The organism is Serratia sp. DFXYC6, from assembly GCF_057196085.1.
In genome coordinates, this window is record NZ_JBXUNV010000001.1 from 737,166 (window position 1) to 752,046 (window position 14,881).

At 64.9% G+C, this 14,881-nt stretch carries 13 protein-coding genes; 10 read left to right on the forward strand and 3 right to left on the reverse strand.

Translation table 11 applies throughout. The annotated features are described in order from the left end of the window. Positions 1-648 carry a DNA oxidative demethylase AlkB gene (alkB, locus tag AC2CGQ_RS03650; protein ID WP_004940828.1) on the forward strand — a complete coding sequence of 216 codons (648 nt, stop codon included), beginning with the start codon at positions 1-3 and terminating at the stop codon, positions 646-648. On the opposite strand, the gene AC2CGQ_RS03655 is transcribed toward alkB, so the two are convergent. Continuing rightward, the gene (locus AC2CGQ_RS03655) at positions 631-1,566 is read right to left on the reverse strand and encodes a LysR family transcriptional regulator (protein ID WP_015378429.1); all 936 of its coding nucleotides are present in this window, start codon (positions 1,564-1,566) and stop codon (positions 631-633) included. The genes alkB and AC2CGQ_RS03655 overlap by 18 nt on opposite strands. A gap of 86 nt (positions 1,567-1,652) precedes the next feature. On the opposite strand from AC2CGQ_RS03655, the gene AC2CGQ_RS03660 reads away from it, so the two are divergent. Further along, a complete protein-coding gene (locus AC2CGQ_RS03660; protein ID WP_049186193.1) occupies positions 1,653-2,282 on the forward strand; it encodes an alanyl-tRNA editing protein in 630 nt (209 codons plus the stop codon). A gap of 13 nt (positions 2,283-2,295) precedes the next feature. Here the strand turns inward: AC2CGQ_RS03660 and AC2CGQ_RS03665 are convergent, their stop codons facing one another. Beyond that, on the reverse strand, positions 2,296-2,538 hold the full coding sequence (locus AC2CGQ_RS03665; protein WP_004940831.1) for a hypothetical protein: 243 nt from the start codon (positions 2,536-2,538) through the stop codon (positions 2,296-2,298). Positions 2,539-2,779: 241 nt separating this feature from the next. Here AC2CGQ_RS03665 and AC2CGQ_RS03670 point away from each other — a divergent pair, with 241 nt between their 5' ends. Genes AC2CGQ_RS03670 through AC2CGQ_RS03695 form a run of 6 tightly spaced genes read left to right on the forward strand, consistent with a single transcriptional unit; the run spans position 2,780 to position 9,984 of the window. Next, positions 2,780-4,339 (forward strand): TIGR04028 family ABC transporter substrate-binding protein, encoded by a 1,560-nt coding sequence (locus AC2CGQ_RS03670; RefSeq protein ID WP_229705516.1) that lies wholly within the window; start codon positions 2,780-2,782, stop codon positions 4,337-4,339. A gap of 9 nt (positions 4,340-4,348) precedes the next feature. Continuing rightward, positions 4,349-5,293 (forward strand): ABC transporter permease, encoded by a 945-nt coding sequence (locus AC2CGQ_RS03675; RefSeq protein WP_004940833.1) that lies wholly within the window; start codon positions 4,349-4,351, stop codon positions 5,291-5,293. Next, the gene (locus AC2CGQ_RS03680) at positions 5,290-6,180 is read left to right on the forward strand and encodes an ABC transporter permease (protein ID WP_004940835.1); all 891 of its coding nucleotides are present in this window, start codon (positions 5,290-5,292) and stop codon (positions 6,178-6,180) included. The genes AC2CGQ_RS03675 and AC2CGQ_RS03680 overlap by 4 nt, the downstream gene beginning before the upstream one ends. Beyond that, a complete protein-coding gene (locus AC2CGQ_RS03685; RefSeq protein ID WP_021505846.1) occupies positions 6,177-7,835 on the forward strand; it encodes a dipeptide ABC transporter ATP-binding protein in 1,659 nt (552 codons plus the stop codon). Before AC2CGQ_RS03680 ends, AC2CGQ_RS03685 begins: the two co-directional genes overlap by 4 nt. Further along, on the forward strand, positions 7,832-8,875 hold the full coding sequence (locus AC2CGQ_RS03690; RefSeq protein WP_015378423.1) for a putative FMN-dependent luciferase-like monooxygenase: 1,044 nt from the start codon (positions 7,832-7,834) through the stop codon (positions 8,873-8,875). The genes AC2CGQ_RS03685 and AC2CGQ_RS03690 overlap by 4 nt, the downstream gene beginning before the upstream one ends. Next, entirely contained in the window at positions 8,872-9,984 is a 1,113-nt protein-coding gene (locus AC2CGQ_RS03695; protein ID WP_021505845.1) for an alkylhydroperoxidase domain protein, read from the forward strand. The genes AC2CGQ_RS03690 and AC2CGQ_RS03695 overlap by 4 nt, the downstream gene beginning before the upstream one ends. An 84-nt stretch (positions 9,985-10,068) precedes the next feature. On the opposite strand, the gene AC2CGQ_RS03700 is transcribed toward AC2CGQ_RS03695, so the two are convergent. Continuing rightward, the gene (locus tag AC2CGQ_RS03700) at positions 10,069-11,982 is read right to left on the reverse strand and encodes a sigma-54-dependent Fis family transcriptional regulator (protein WP_021505844.1); all 1,914 of its coding nucleotides are present in this window, start codon (positions 11,980-11,982) and stop codon (positions 10,069-10,071) included. A gap of 279 nt (positions 11,983-12,261) precedes the next feature. Here AC2CGQ_RS03700 and ssuD point away from each other — a divergent pair, with 279 nt between their 5' ends. After that, complete coding sequence (gene ssuD / locus AC2CGQ_RS03705) at positions 12,262-13,434, forward strand: FMNH2-dependent alkanesulfonate monooxygenase (RefSeq protein ID WP_021505843.1); 1,173 nt, start codon at positions 12,262-12,264, stop codon at positions 13,432-13,434. After that, entirely contained in the window at positions 13,434-14,813 is a 1,380-nt protein-coding gene (locus AC2CGQ_RS03710; protein ID WP_484593484.1) for an FAD/NAD(P)-binding protein, read from the forward strand. Before ssuD ends, AC2CGQ_RS03710 begins: the two co-directional genes overlap by 1 nt. The last annotated feature ends 68 nt before the right edge of the window (positions 14,814-14,881 follow it).

Sequence of the window (14,881 nt, forward strand, 5' to 3'; positions counted from 1 at the left end):
ATGACAATCGATCTTTTTGAAGACGCGCTGCCGCCGCCGTGGCGCGAAGAGATCGCCCCCGGCGCGGTGGTGATGCACGGCTTCGTGCGCGATCACGGGCCGGCACTGCTGGCGGCGGTGCAGGGCGTGGTGGCCCAGGTGCCGTGGCGGCATTTGACCACCCCCGGCGGGCACGTGATGTCGGTGGCGATGAGCTGGTGCGGCAACGGCTGGACCAGCGACAGCCGGGGCTACCGCTATTCGGAACGCGACGCGCGCAGCGGCAAACGCTGGCCGGCCATTCCCCCCATCCTGATGGCGCTGGCGGACGAAGCTGCGCAGCAGGCGGGCTTCGGCCCCTTCGTGCCGGATTCCTGCCTGATGAACCGTTACGATCCGGGCAGCAAGCTGTCGCTGCATCAGGATAAAGACGAACACGACTTCGGCGCGCCGATCGTCTCGGTGTCGCTCGGGCTGCCGGCGGTGTTTCAGTTCGGTGGCCTGCAGCGCGGCGACCGGGCGCGGCGCATTCCGCTGGCGCACGGCGATGTGGTGGTGTGGGGCGGCCCATCTCGGCTCTGTTTTCACGGCATCCTGCCGGTCAAGGAAGGCTACCACTCGCTGGTGGGACCGCACCGCATCAACATCACGCTACGCAAGGCGCTTTAGCTGCGGCTCCTGCGCCAGGCAGGCGACGAGATAGTCGATAAACACCCGCAGTTTGGGCGGCAGATACTGGTTGGGCGCGTAGAGCAACCACAGGCCGCCGTGATAGCTGCTGAGGAAATCCCATTCCGGCAACACCTGCACGATCTCGCCGTCTTCGAGCGCCTGGCGGGCGGTAAAGTACGGCAGGCTGCCGATGCCGATATGCTGTTTCACCGCGTCCAGCCGCACGCCGGTGTGGTTGGCGGCGTAGCGGCCGCGCACGTTGACCGTCACCGTTTTGCCGCTGCGGCGGAATTTCCATTGCGCGTCGCTCGGCGTTTCCCCCAGATAGATGCAGCTGTGCGCCGCCAGATCGTGCGGATGCTGCGGTGCGCCGTGCTGCGCCAGGTAGTGCGGCGTGGCGCACAGCAGATGGTCTATTCTCATCAACTGGCGGCCGATCAACCCGGGCGAGGGGCGATCGGTAATGCGCAGCGCCAGATCGACCCGATCGTCTATCAAATCCATGTAGCGATCTTCCAGCCGCAGCCTCACGTCCACCTTCGGGTAGCGGCGCAGGAACTCCGGCATGTGCGGATGCAGCACGAAGCGGCCCACCGCTTTGGGTACGCTGACGCTGACCAGCCCTTCGGGCTCCGCGGCGCCGCGCCCGCCGATCGCCATGACCGCGTCGGCCGCCGCCAGCAGGGTGCGGCAGTGCGCAAACACCTCTTCGCCGCTTTCGCTCAGCCGCAGTTTGCGGGTGGTGCGGTGCAGCAGCTGCAGCGTCAACGCCTGTTCGAGCTTCGCCACGCTGCGGCTGACGGCGGAAGGCGAAGCGCCCAGCTTGCGGGCGGCGGCGGAAAAGCTGCCGCTCTCTACCACCTGAACGAAAACGGCCATTTCGGCCAACAGCGCGTAAGAAAGATTTGTGCTCATGACGCAAAAGTCCATTGTGATGGCGGCGGATTATGCTCCGATTATGACATGAATATAATGGCTCTCCGAACAGAGGAGAAAAAATGATGACCGAGCGACGTTATTACTACAGCGACGATTTACAGGGCCAGGCGCGGGTGTTGAGCTGTGCGCCGGCCGAGGCGGGCGCTTACGCCGTGGAACTGGACGCCACGCTGTTCCACCCGCAGGGCGGCGGCCAGCCTTCCGATGTGGGGTCGTTAGGCGGCGTTACCGTGCTGCGAGTGCAGCAGCAGGGGGATACCGTGGTGCACTTTACCGCCGCGCCGCTGCCGAACGGGCCGGTTACGATGCAAATCGATGAAGCGCAGCGTCGGCTGCACGCCCGCTGGCACTCCGCAGGGCATCTGATCGGCTGGTTGGGCGAAACCCGGGGCTGGCGGCCGGTCAAGGCGCATCATTGGCCGGGGGAAGGGCGCATCACTTTCGCGCCGGGAGCGGATGCGCAGACGATAGAAGCGGACTTTTTGCAGGCGGAGCTGATGCGTTTGATCGCCGCCGATCTGCCGCGCCGCCAGCAGGCGGTGGACGGCCTGCGCCAGGTCGGCTTCGGCGAGCTGCCCGCCTACGGCTGTGGCGGCACCCATGTCGCCGCGCTGGGCGAGGTGGGCGCGATCGCGATTACCGGCCTAAAGATGAAGAAAGGGCAATTGAACGTGCAATATGAGCTGGGTTGAATAAGGGGGCGGCTCAGCGCCCGGCCTGCCGCAGCTGGGTGCAGAATGCGCATTGGCATCCCGCCACCGGCACCGCCGCGCAGCTGCCGATGCTCACCGGCTGGGCGTCCATGGCGTGAAAGCCGTAAAACAGATTTTCGATGTTTTGTTCCGCCACCCGCGCCTGCTCCGGGCGCGGTTCGGGCACTTTCGACTGAAACGCTGCGGCCTTGCCGGCCAGCAGGCTGAGAAACAACAGCGACAGCTGGATTTTCATCGTCGTCTTCCTTTGGCTGAGGTTTTGATACTTTATAACAGATTGCATTCGCCGCCAAGCGACGCGTCTTGTGCGATTTACACCATTGGTTAGCGAAATTAGTTCGTTCAATTCCCCGCCGATTTGGTTTGTTATCTAACCCATAACTTTCAGAAATAATATGGGTGCGGCACTAATGTTTAAGTTTTCTTTCAAGGTATTAACCGGTGGAATAGCGGTGGCGTTAGGAGGGGCGGCGGCGATGAGCCCGGCGTTGGCGGCGGTGCAGGGCGGCACGCTGATCTACCTCGAACAACAGGCGCACACCAATCTTTATCCGCCTTCCGGCGGGTTTTACCCCAACGGCGGTATTCTCAATCAGATCACCGACAAGCTGACTTACCAGAACCCCAAGACGCTGGAGATTGAACCCTGGATCGCCGAGTCCTGGAGCAGCAACGCCGACAAAACCGAATACACTTTCAAGCTGCGCCCAGGCGTGACTTTCTCCGACGGCACGCCACTGGACGCCAACGCGGTGGCGAAGAACTTCGACACCTACGGGCTGGGCAACAAGGAGAAACGCCTGCCGGTTTCCGAGGTGATCAATAACTACCAGCGCAGTGAAGTGGTGGATCCGCTGACGGTTAAATTCCATTTCACGCGATCGTCGCCGGGTTTCCTGCAGGGCACCGCCACTATCGGCTCCGGGTTGGTATCGCTCAGCACGCTGAACCGCAGCTACGACGAACTGGGCGATGCGCGCCATATCATCGGTTCCGGTCCGTTTGTGGTCAGCGGCGAAACGCTGGGGCGTGAGGTCGAGCTTAGCGCCCGTAAGGATTATGACTGGGGGCCGGTCAAATCGCCCCAACAAGGGCGAGCCAATCTGGACGGCATCAAGGTGATCGTCACCGGCGAGGACAGCGTGCGCATCGGTGCGCTGCAGGCCGGGCAGGCGGATTTTATCCGCCAGATCCAGGCCTATGACGAGAAGCAAACGCAGGATCAGGGCTTTATCATTTATGCCGCACCGACGCGCGGCGTCAACGACAGCATCGCTTTCCGGCCGGATAACCCGCTGGTGGCCGATCTGCGCGTGCGTCAAGCGCTGCTGCATGCCACCGACAGCAAGCAGATCGTCGATACGCTGTTCTCCGCCAACTACCCGCAGGCCAAATCGGTGATCGCCTCCTCGGCCGCCGGCTTTGTCGATCTGTCCGACAAGCTGAAATTTGACCCGCAGCAGGCCAACCGGCTGTTGGATGAAGCGGGTTGGAAAAAGGGCGGCGACGGGCTGCGGGAAAAGGACGGCAAGAAGCTGGTGCTGACGGTGTATGAATCGTTGCCGCAGCCGCAGAACAAGGCGGTGTTGCAGCTGGTTTCTCAGCAGTGGGGGAAAGTCGGCGCGCGGCTGAACATTCTGGCGGGCGACGCCGGCAGCCGGGTGGCGGATAATCTCGACCCACAGAAAACCCCGGCGACGGTGGTGGAGGTGGGGCGCGCCGATCCGGACGTGATTAAAAGTCAGTTTTACCCAACCAACCGCGACGGGCTGCTGCAGAAGGGCGGCACCAGCAGCAACAGCAACTTTAGCGATGACAAGCTGAATGCCCTGCTGCTCGGCATTGCCTCCGAGGTTGATGCGCAACAACGCCTGCAGATCGCCGGCGAGGCGCAAAACTACCTGATTGACCAGGCCTACGTGATCCCGTTTTTTGAGGAGCCGCAGGTGTTCGCTGGTGCGCCTTATTTGAAGGGGGTGAGTTTCGAAGCGGTCGGTCGCCCGAGCTTCTACGGCGCCTGGTTAGAGAAACATTAAGGGGGCGCAATGAAGCGATATCTGGCGGGGCGCATCGGGCAGGCGGCATTGGTGCTGTGGGCGGCCTTTACCCTGTCGTTCATCCTGCTGCAGGTGCTGCCGGGCGATGCGATCCTGATCAAATTCCAGAACCCGGACATGGGGCTGAGTCCGGCGCAGATCGCCGACATGCGCGCGGCCTATGGCGCGGATGTCCCCCTGTGGCGGCAGTATCTGCATACCCTGGGCAGCGTGCTGCATGGCGATCTGGGCTTCTCAATGCAGGCCGGGGTGCCGGTTACCGCGCTGCTGGCGGCTAATCTGCCCGCCACGCTGCAGTTGGCGGTGCTGGGCTTTGCGGTGGCGTTGCTGCTGGCGCTGATTATCGCTTTTGTTTCCAACCTGACCGGCTTCGGCTGGCTGCGTTCGGCGCTGCAGATGCTGCCGTCGCTGTTCGTTTCAGTGCCCACCTTCTGGCTGGGCATTGTGCTGATTCAGCTCTTTTCGTTCCGCCTGAAGCTGATCCCGATCATTAACCCCGGCGAGTGGCAGGGGGTGATTTTGCCGATCGCGACGCTGGCGCTGCCGATCTCCGCGCCGCTGGCGCAAATTCTGATCCGCAGCATCGATGCGGTGCAAACCCAGCCGTTCGTCGCGGTGGCGCGGGCCAAGGGCGCCAGCCGCAGCGGGGTGCTGTGGCGGCATGTGGCGCGCAACGCCATGCTGCCGGCGCTGACCATCGCCGGCATGCTGTTCGGCGAACTGATCGCCGGGGCGCTGATCACCGAAACCGTGTTTGGCCGCAGCGGACTGGGGCAATTGACCCAGCAAGCGGTGGTCAATCAGGACGTGGCGGTGCTGCAGGCGATAGTGCTGATCTCGGCCGCCGCTTTCGTCATCATCAACTTGCTGGTGGATCTGCTGTTCCCGCTGCTGGATCCGCGGCTGAAAACCCAGGCAGGAGCATCCCTATGAGCAGTATCTCCTTTGAAAAAGCCACGGTTCCTGAGCGCGATCTGTCCGGCGCTGAAAGTGAAGGCGCGCTGCCCGCCAGTCGTTCGAGCCGCCGCCGTGTCCCCCTGACGCTTTTGCTGGCCTGGGCGGTCATTGCGCTGGTGGTGCTGTGGGCGTTGGCGCCGCAGCTGTTTACCGCCTACAGCGGCACCGAAGGCATTGCCGGCGCGCAGCGACTGGCGCCCGGCGGTGAGCATTGGCTTGGCACCGATCAACTGGGACGCGACCTGTATGCGCGCATGGTGTACGGCGCGTCGCAAACCCTGGCCGGCGCGGTAGTGGCGGTGGCGCTGGGGTTGGTGTTCGGCACCGCGCTCGGCCTGATCGCCGGCGCGTTGGGCGGCGTGGCGGACGACGCGGTGATGCGCGTCGTCGATGTGCTGCTGTCGATCCCCGGCCTGCTGCTGTCGCTGAGCATTATCATCCTGCTTGGTTTCGGTACGGTCAACGCCGCCATCGCCGTGGGCGTCACTTCGGTTGCCAACTTTGCCCGTCTGGCACGGGCGGAAGTGGTGCGAGTGCGGCACAGCGATTACGTTGAAGCGGCTTACGGCAGCGGCGGCAGCTTTTGGGCGGTGCTGTGGCGGCATATCCTGCCGAACTCGCTGACTTCGGTGATCGCCTTCTCGGCGCTGCAGTTCGGCAGTGCGATCCTGGCGATCGCCACCCTGAGCTTCCTCGGTTACGGCACTCCGCCGCCAACCCCGGAATGGGGGCTGCTGATCGCCGAAGGGCGCAACTACATTTCCACCGCCTGGTGGCTGACCACCTTCCCGGGCATGGTGGTGGTGGCGGTGGTGTTGGCGGCTAACCGCATCAGCCGTTCGCTGGGAGGAAAAGCGCGATGAGCATGCAAGCGGCATGGCAACGGGCGGCGCGGCCGCCGGTACTGGCGCTGGACAAGGTTTCCATCGCCTATCAGGGCAACGAAGGCAGGCGAAGGGTGGTGCATGAGGTGTCGTTCACGATTGAGCCGGGGGAAGTGGTGGCGCTGGTTGGCGAATCCGGTTCCGGCAAAACCACCACGGCGCAGGCGATCATCGGCTTGCTGGCCGACAACGGCCACCTTGAACAGGGCGCCATCCGGCTGCACGGCACCGATATCGCCGGCTGGTCATCGCGGCGGCTGGATGCGGTGAGAGGGGCGCAAATCAGCCTGATCCCGCAAGATCCCGCCAGCTCGCTCAACCCGGTAAAAACCATCGGCGAGCAGGTGGCGGAGATCGTCAATATTCACCGCCGGTTGCCGCGCGGGCAGGTACAACAGCGGGTGACGGAACTGCTGACCCGCGTCGGGCTGACGCACCCGGAACTGCGGGCGCGCCAGTTTCCGCATCAACTTTCCGGCGGCATGAAGCAGCGGGTATTGATCGCCATCGCCATTGCGCTGCAGCCGGCGTTGATCATTGCCGACGAACCGAGCAGCGCGCTGGACGTGACGGTGCAAAAACGCATTCTCGATCTGATCGACGAGCTGCGGCGCGAATTCGGCACTGCAGTGCTGCTGGTGACGCACGATTTGGGCGTGGCGGCGGAACGCGCCGATCGGCTGCTGGTGTTCCGCCACGGCCGGGTGCAGGAACAGGGGGCTACCGCCGAGGTGCTGCGCGCGCCTGCCAGCGCATACACCCGTAAACTGTTAGCCGATGCGCCTTCATTGAGCGGCGCCGTTGCGCCGCCGCCGAAACGCAGCGGGCAGCCGCCGGCGATCGTGGTTCAGGCGCTGGTTAAGGATTTTCGGCTGTCCGGCGGCCAGGGGTTCCGCGCGCTGGATCGCGTGTCATTCAGCGTGCCGCGCGGCACCACCCATGCGTTGGTGGGAGAGTCCGGGTCGGGCAAAAGCACGCTGGCGCGTTGCCTGCTGGGTTTCGAGCGGCCGGATGCCGGGCAGGTCCTGATCGACGGCGTCAATGTTATCGGTCTCAGGGGCGAAGCGCTGCGTCAGTTTCGGCAGCGCATTCAGCTGGTTTATCAGAATCCGTTCGGCTCGCTCGATCCCAAACAGACTCTTTATCGGGTGATTGAAGAACCGCTGCTGAATTTCGCGCCGATCGGCAAACCGGAGCGAGATCGGCGGGTGCGTGAGCTGTTCGAACGGGTCGCGCTGCCGCCCGATTTGCTGAACCGCAGGCCGCACGAACTGTCCGGCGGCCAGCGTCAGCGGGTGGCGATTGCCCGCGCGCTGGTGCTGCAACCGCAAATATTGGTATTGGATGAGGCCACGTCGGCGCTCGACGTCACGGTGCAGTCGCAGATCCTGCATTTGTTGCAAGAGTTGCAGCAGGAGCGGGACCTGACCTACCTGTTTATTTCTCACGATCTGGCGACGGTGCGGCGGATTTCGCACAGCGTTTCGGTATTGCACCGCGGTGAACGGGTAGACGGCGGCGCCACCGCCGAGTTGTTCGCCATGCCGGGGAGCGATTACACCCGCCAATTGATCGCCGCCATTCCCGACCGCGCATCGCATGCCGGACAGCCAAAATTCGAGGAGGCGATATGAGCGGAAAAAGACTCGGTTTCTTCACCCGATTGCTGGATCAGGGCAGCGCGCAGGAGCGCTACCGGCTGGCGACCGAACAGATCGTGCACGCCGAACGAGCCGGGTTCGACACCGCCTGGGTGGCGCAGCACCATTTTCATGCCGATGAGGGCGGTCTGCCATCACCGCTGGTGTTTTTGGCGCAGGCGGCGGCACGCACCCGCCGTATCCGGCTGGGCACCGGGGTGATCACGTTGCCGATGGAGTCGGCGCTGCGGGTGGCGGAAGACACTGCGGTACTGGATCTGTTGTCCGACGGCAGACTGGAGGTGGGCGTGGCCGGCGGCGGCACGCCGTCTTCTTTCGCCGCTTTCGGTCTCGACGCCGGGCAGCGCAACACGGCATTCGCCGAGAATTTGCGCACGTTGCTGAGCGCCTGGCGCGGAGAGGCGTTGGGAGGCGAAGACAACCGGCTGTACCCGGCGGCGCCGCAGCTGGCGCAGCGCGTCTGGCAGGCCACGTTCTCGGTGGAAGGGGGCGAACGGGCCGGCCGCGCCGGTGACGGTCTGATGCTGTCGCGCACGCAGCCGCGCCCGGCGGACGCGCCTGACCTGCCGCTGGACGAACTGCAGAATCCGATCATTGACGCTTATCTGGCGGCGCTGCCGCCAGGGGTGGCGCCGCGCATCATGGGGTCGCGCACTGCGTTTGTCAGCGAGAACGGCCAGCAGGCACGCGACTTCGCCACGGCCGGGTTGAGCCGTGGGCTGGAGCGGATGCGCGCCAGCGGCCACCGGTTGGCCGATACGTCGCTCGACGGCCTGATCCGCGCTTTCGACGTGCACTTGGGCACGCCAGATCAGGTAATAGCCTCGCTGCAACGGGACAGCGCGCTGGCGCGCGTCACCGATCTGGCGTTTCAGGTGCACTCCATCGACCCGCCGCACGCCCATATTCTGCGTTCTATCGATCTTATCGCCCGCCACGTGGCCCCTGAACTGGGCTGGCGGCGCGGCACGCCCGCCGTTGCTTATGAATATCACGTTGAGGAAAAGCTATGACGACATTACCGCACCAGGTCGATCTGCTGGCCGAACTGGCCGAGATTGCGCCGGATTCCACGCTGGCGCAGGCCAGAGCCACCCGGCAGGCGGCGACCGATGCCGTTCAGTCCAGCTATCTGGCGCTGTTTGCGCCTGCGGACGCCGGCGATTTCCCGTTGGCGCAGCGGCTGCGGTTGGCTCAGCGCATCAGTGAATGGCATGGCGAGCCGCGCTTGGCCGCGCATTACGCTGCTCTGCTGGAACGTCAGGGCGACGCGCCGGAAGACGAGCGGCTGCCGGCGGCGTTGGCGCATACAGAACGTTTGGCGTTTCAACCGGCCAACGCCAACGCCCAGCACTTGCAGGCGCTGCGGCAGGCCGGCTGGTCGCTGGACGCCATCGTCACATTGTCGCAGTTAATCGCCTTTGTCAGTTTCCAAAGCCGCTTGCTGCGGGGCTACCGGTTGTTGGGCGGCAAGACGGACGACGCTGCGGCGCATCAGCCGGTAACGGCCGGCCGCTGGCGAACGGAGAGCGCGACGCGAGGCGGCCGTCACGCGCCGCCGGCGTTTACCCGGCAAGAACTGGGGTGGGAGCCGTGGATCGCCGCCAAGCCGTTGGCGGAATTCGATGACGCCGGCCGGGCGTTGCTAGAGCGGTTTGGCCACGCCGATTCCGATTACTTCCGCCTGTTGGCGCGCAACCATCCGGTGCTGGAACAACGCACGCTGGCTGACCGGGCGATTTTTTATACCTCCGGCGGGCTGTCGCGGCAGGATCGCGAGTTGGCGGCGACGGTCGCCAGCAAGGTGAACGGCTGCATCTACTGCGCCTCGGTGCATGCGCGCAAGGCGGCGCAGCTGTCGAAGCGCGAAGCCGAGATAGATCGGTTGCTGGCGGTGGCGCCGGGCGGCGCGTTGAGCCAGGGGCAGGATGACGCCTGGCAAGCGCAGATAACCTTTGCCGCCGCGCTATCCGCCACGCCGCCGCAGGCTGACGCCGGGCAACTGGCGGCGTTGCGCGCTCAGGGCCTGGATGAGCTGGCGCTGTTGGATTTGGTGCAGGCGACGGCGTTTTTCGCCTGGGCCAACCGGTTGATGTTGACGCTGGGCGAACCTTATCTCTGATCTCTGCCCTCTTTCAGGCGGCGGCATTGTCGGCTGCCGCCCGGGATCCGCCGGACATCTGGCGTCGGCGCTTTTGGCAGGGGATCACAACGGCCAGACCGCCTCGCGCACGGCGATCGCTCTGGGCAGCAGCCCGAGGGCGTAGAAGCGGTCGGCGATGCTTTGCTGCTGGCGGATCACCTGCAAATCCATGGCGCGGATCTCGTGGCTGCGGCGCGACAGCGCGAGTTCCAGCGAGGCGCTCGCCAGCCCCAGTTCGTTGGAAAGGTGACGAGCGGCTTCTCTCGGCTGCGCAGTGATGTAGCGGCCGGTGTGCTGCAATGCTTGCATCAGCGGCTGCAACAGATCGCCCGAGCGCTCGGCGAAGTCGCGGCGCGCCAGGTAGAATTGCTGATTGAGCACCCGCTGGGTGCCGTCGGCGATCACGCGCAGTTCCCCGTTGCGTTGCGCGTCGCTGAGCAGCGGATCCCACATCATCCAGGCGTCCACTGCCTGCAGATCGGTCGCCGACAGCGGATACTTCGGCGGCGCGTAGACGATACGCACGTCGTTCAACGTCAATCCCTGTTCGTCCAGCATCTGCAGCAATAAATAGTGCACGTTGGAGCCTTTGTTGAGCGCGATGCGTTTGCCGCGCAGATCGGCGGCGCTGTGTATCGGGCTGTCTTGCGGCACCACCATCGCCACGCTCTGCGGCGCCGGCGGCTCAAAACCGACGTACACCAGCGCATTGCCCTGTGCCTGGGCGAAGATCGGCGGCACTTCGCCGGTGGTGCCGAAGTCTATCTCATCGCCGTCGAGCGCGTGCAGCAGCTGCGGCCCGGCGGGAAACTCGCTCCACAGCACGCTGATGCGCTGTGTGGCGAAGAGCTGTTCCAGGCTTTGCCGCGCCTTGAGCACCCCGAGGTTGCCGAACTTTTGATAGCCGATGCGCAGTTCGCGTTCGGGCAGCGGCGCTGCGCTGATGGCCGGTGAATGTGAGGGGGCGCCGGCGCTGCGGCGGCGCGGTTTGATCAGACCAAGATGCGCCAAATGGGTGCGCAGGGTATTGCGGCTGACGCCGAGCAACGACGCCGCTTGCAGCTGGTTGCCGCCGCTGCGTTCGAAGGCGTTGCGCACCAGCGCATCCAGCACCCGTTGGTAAAGCTGCGCGCTGTCGCCTTGCAACTGCTGCTGCACAAAGCGATCGATGACGTCATCGCCGCCGCCGTCGTTATCCGTCAGGCGATGGGTGAGCTGCAGTTGCTGCGGGGCGATCGCCCCCTCCTGGCTCAGCAAGACCGCATTATGCAGCGTGTTCTCCAGCTCGCGCACGTTGCCGGGCCAGGGGTAGTCCAACAGCACCTGCTGCGCTTCCGCCGTCAACCGCGGCAGTGGCCGTTCCAGACGGCGGGCGTACAGCGCAAGAAAATGTCTGGCCAGCACCGGAATATCGTCCGGCCGCTGGCGCAAGGGCGGTAAAGTCACCGCCGCCACGTTCAGGCGGTAATAGAGATCTTCACGGAACCGCCGTTGGCGAATCGCGCCGGCCAGATCGACGTGGGTGGCGGCGATGACCCGCACATCGATCTTCAGCGGTTTGCGCGAACCGACGCGGGTGATCTCCCGTTCCTGCAGCACGCGCAGCAGCTTGACCTGCAGCGACAGGTTCAGCTCGCCGATCTCGTCCAGCAGCAGGGTGCCGCCTTCCGCCGCTTCGAACCAGCCCTGATGAGTGCCGACGGCGCCGGTGAAGGCGCCTTTCTCATGGCCGAACAGTTCGGCTTCCGCCAGGCTTTCCGTCAGCGCGCCGCAGTTGACCGCCAGGAAAGGTTGATGGCGGCGCGCGCTGTGGTGGTGCAGATAGCGCGCCACCACTTCTTTGCCGGTGCCGGTTTCACCGACGATCAGCACGGTGGCGTCGGTGGGAGCCAGCCGATCGAGCACGCTTTGCAGAGCGAGCGACGCCGGATCGATCAGCACCGGTTTGTCGGCGGCGAACGGTTGGGGATCGTACATGGGCGTCTCCTGTCTGACGACGATGGGGAAAAAAATCTTATCCCAGCCAATGAGTCGCCGCGAGAGGATAAAAGGCGCACGGTGCTGCATTGGCAACAGCTTACCGCCGCCGCCTGCTGCCAATGCAGCAGCGTTTTGACGTCGATATCTCATCAATATATTGATATGCATTGGTTTTTTTTAATCTGCAATGTGGCACGCATCCTGCTTTTCTTTTTATAACCAAGCAAAGTTTTTCTATCGATAAATAATGAAAATAGTTATATAGGAAAGGCATAAATGACTGAGTCAGTGAAAGATCGCATCAACGTTTTCTGGTTTCTGCCGACCCACGGCGACGGTCGCTATCTGGGCACGGCGCAGGGCGGGCGCCCGGTGGACCTGCCTTATTTGCAGCAGGTGGCGCTGGCCGCCGACAACCTCGGCTATTACGGCGTGCTGATCCCAACCGGTAAAAGCTGCGAAGATTCCTGGCTGGTGGCGGCGGCGCTGGCGCCGATCACCCGCCGGTTGCGCTACCTGGTGGCGGTGCGCCCCGGCCTGCAGCCGCCGAGCCTGGCGGCGCGCATGGCCGCGACGCTGGATCGGCTGTCGGACGGACGCCTGCTGATCAACGTGGTGACCGGCGGCGATCCGGTGGAAAACAAAGGGGATGGCATCTTCCTCAGCCATGCCGAACGCTATGAGGTGACACAGGAATTTCTCACGGTGTATCAACGCCTGTTGCAAGGGGAGAAGGTGGATTTCAGCGGTAAGCATATTCGCGTCGAAGGCGCCGAATTGCTGTTCCCGCCGGTGCAGGAAAACGGCCCGCCGCTCTATTTCGGCGGCTCATCGTCGGAAGCGATCGACATCGCCGCCGGGCAGATCGACACCTACCTGACCTGGGGCGAGCCGCTGGCTCAGGTGGCGGAAAAGCTGGCGGCGGTGCGCCAGCGCGCCGAGCGGCAGGGGCGTAAACTCAGCTATGGCATTCGCCTGCACGTTATTGTGCGCGAAACTGAAGACGAAGCCTGGGCGGCGGCCGAGCGACTGATTGCGCATCTGGATGACGACACCATCGCGGCGGCGCAGCAGATCTTTGCGCGCATGGACTCTACCGGCCAGCGCCGCATGAGCGAACTGCACGGCGGCTCGCGCGAGAGTCTGCGCATCGGCCCCAACCTGTGGGCCGGCGTCGGCCTGGTGCGCGGCGGCGCCGGCACCGCATTGGTGGGCAACCCGCAGCAGGTGGCGGCGCGCATACGCGAGTATCAGGCGCTGGGCATCGACAATTTCATCCTTTCCGGCTATCCGCATCTGGAAGAGGCTCACCGCTTCGCCGAGCTGGTGATGCCGCTGCTGCCGCTGGCGCAGTCGGCTCATCAGACGGCTCGCACGATCAATACCGGCCCATTTGGCGAAACCATCGGCGGCGATCGTCGTCCCGGCCCGGCGCAGCGGGAGGGCTGATGGCGAAGCGTGCCCATATTATCGTTATCGGCGGCGGTTTCACCGGCGCGGCACTGGCGATCCAGCTGGCGCGCGGAGCGGTGGATGTCACGGTGATCGAACCGCGCGCCGCGCCGGGCTATGGCGTGGCGTATTCGACCACCGAGCCGACTCACCGCATCAACGTCCCGGCCGAAAGGATGCAGCTGGCGGATGAACCGACGGGGGATTTTGACCGCTGGTTCCGCGAGAGCGGCGGGCTGGCGGCCGATCCGCAGGCGTTGTGGCGCGACGGTAAAGCCTATCCGCAGCGCGGCGCCTTCGGCCGCTATGTCGAGGAACGTTTTCATCAGGCGGCGCAGTCGGGCCAGGCCCGCTTGCGGCACCTGCGCGATCGGGCGCAGCACCTGCAGCCGCAGGCGCAGGGCGCGTCCGTCATCACCGCCGGCGGCGAACGGCTGTGGGGCGATTATGTGGTGTTGGCGACCAGCCATCCGCCGCCCGCGCTGCTGCGGCAGATCGCCCCGGAACTGGCGCGCGACGCGCGTTTGATCGCCAATCCCTGGGCGGAGGGGGCGCTGGATGAGATTGAACCCGATGAATCGTTGGCGATCGTCGGCAGCGGGCTGACGATGGCCGATGCGGTGGCGGCGTTGTACCGCCGCGGGCATCGCGGGCCGATTACCGCGCTCTCTCGTCACGGCTTGCTGCCGCGTGCCAATGCCGAAGGGGAGTACCCGACGTGGTCGTTTACCCCGCCATCCGGACTGCGTGACGGGGTGCGGCAGGTGCGCCTTGAGGTGGCGCGCGCCGCTCGGCAACGGGTGCCGTGGCAGGCGGTGTTGGACGCGGTGCGCGCCCAGGGCCAGCGCCTGTGGCAAGCGTTGACGCCGACCGAACAGCAGCGCTTTCTGCGGCATCTGCGCGCCTATTGGGACGTGCACCGCTATCGCCTTGCGCCGCAGGTGAGCACGCTGCTGATGGAGCAACAGGCAGCGGGCACGCTGCAGGTATTGGCCGCTCGTCTGCGGCGGGCGGAACCCATGCCGCAGGGCGTGCGCTTGACGATTCAGCCGCGCCAGGGCGCAGAGCGGGCGCTGCAGACGCAGCGGTTGCTGATCGCTACGGGGCCGGCTCATGCCGGCCTGATCGCCGCCAGCCCGTTGCTCAGTTCGCTGGCGGAGCAGGGGGCGCTGCGCGCCGATCCGCTGGGATTGGGGCTGTGGGTCAATGCCGACAGCCAGGCGATCGGCGGCGACGGCCTTGCCAACCCGCGCCTGCTGGTGGCCGGCCCGGCGGCGCGCGGCCGCTTCGGCGAACTGATGGGGCTGCCGCAGGTGGCGGAACACGCCCAAAGCGTCGCGCAATACCTGCTGGCGCGATGTCCGGCTGCAAACTGATCGTCCATTCCCGTTTTTAACACCCTAAGCCCCCCCATCCGGCCCGGCTCCGCCCGTGGCCGGCAGAT

Excerpts from the sequence above, each read along its gene's own strand:
- alkB (WP_004940828.1), top strand. The coding sequence starts at position 1 with ATGACAATCGATCTTTTTGAAGACGCGCTGCCGCCGCCGTGGCGCGAA.
- AC2CGQ_RS03655 (WP_015378429.1), bottom strand. The coding sequence starts at position 1,566 with ATGAGCACAAATCTTTCTTACGCGCTGTTGGCCGAAATGGCCGTTTTC.
- AC2CGQ_RS03660 (WP_049186193.1), top strand. The coding sequence starts at position 1,653 with ATGACCGAGCGACGTTATTACTACAGCGACGATTTACAGGGCCAGGCG.
- AC2CGQ_RS03665 (WP_004940831.1), bottom strand. The coding sequence starts at position 2,538 with ATGAAAATCCAGCTGTCGCTGTTGTTTCTCAGCCTGCTGGCCGGCAAG.
- AC2CGQ_RS03670 (WP_229705516.1), top strand. The coding sequence starts at position 2,780 with ATGAGCCCGGCGTTGGCGGCGGTGCAGGGCGGCACGCTGATCTACCTC.
- AC2CGQ_RS03675 (WP_004940833.1), top strand. The coding sequence starts at position 4,349 with ATGAAGCGATATCTGGCGGGGCGCATCGGGCAGGCGGCATTGGTGCTG.
- AC2CGQ_RS03680 (WP_004940835.1), top strand. The coding sequence starts at position 5,290 with ATGAGCAGTATCTCCTTTGAAAAAGCCACGGTTCCTGAGCGCGATCTG.
- AC2CGQ_RS03685 (WP_021505846.1), top strand. The coding sequence starts at position 6,177 with ATGAGCATGCAAGCGGCATGGCAACGGGCGGCGCGGCCGCCGGTACTG.
- AC2CGQ_RS03690 (WP_015378423.1), top strand. The coding sequence starts at position 7,832 with ATGAGCGGAAAAAGACTCGGTTTCTTCACCCGATTGCTGGATCAGGGC.
- AC2CGQ_RS03695 (WP_021505845.1), top strand. The coding sequence starts at position 8,872 with ATGACGACATTACCGCACCAGGTCGATCTGCTGGCCGAACTGGCCGAG.
- AC2CGQ_RS03700 (WP_021505844.1), bottom strand. The coding sequence starts at position 11,982 with ATGTACGATCCCCAACCGTTCGCCGCCGACAAACCGGTGCTGATCGAT.
- ssuD (WP_021505843.1), top strand. The coding sequence starts at position 12,262 with ATGACTGAGTCAGTGAAAGATCGCATCAACGTTTTCTGGTTTCTGCCG.
- AC2CGQ_RS03710 (WP_484593484.1), top strand. The coding sequence starts at position 13,434 with ATGGCGAAGCGTGCCCATATTATCGTTATCGGCGGCGGTTTCACCGGC.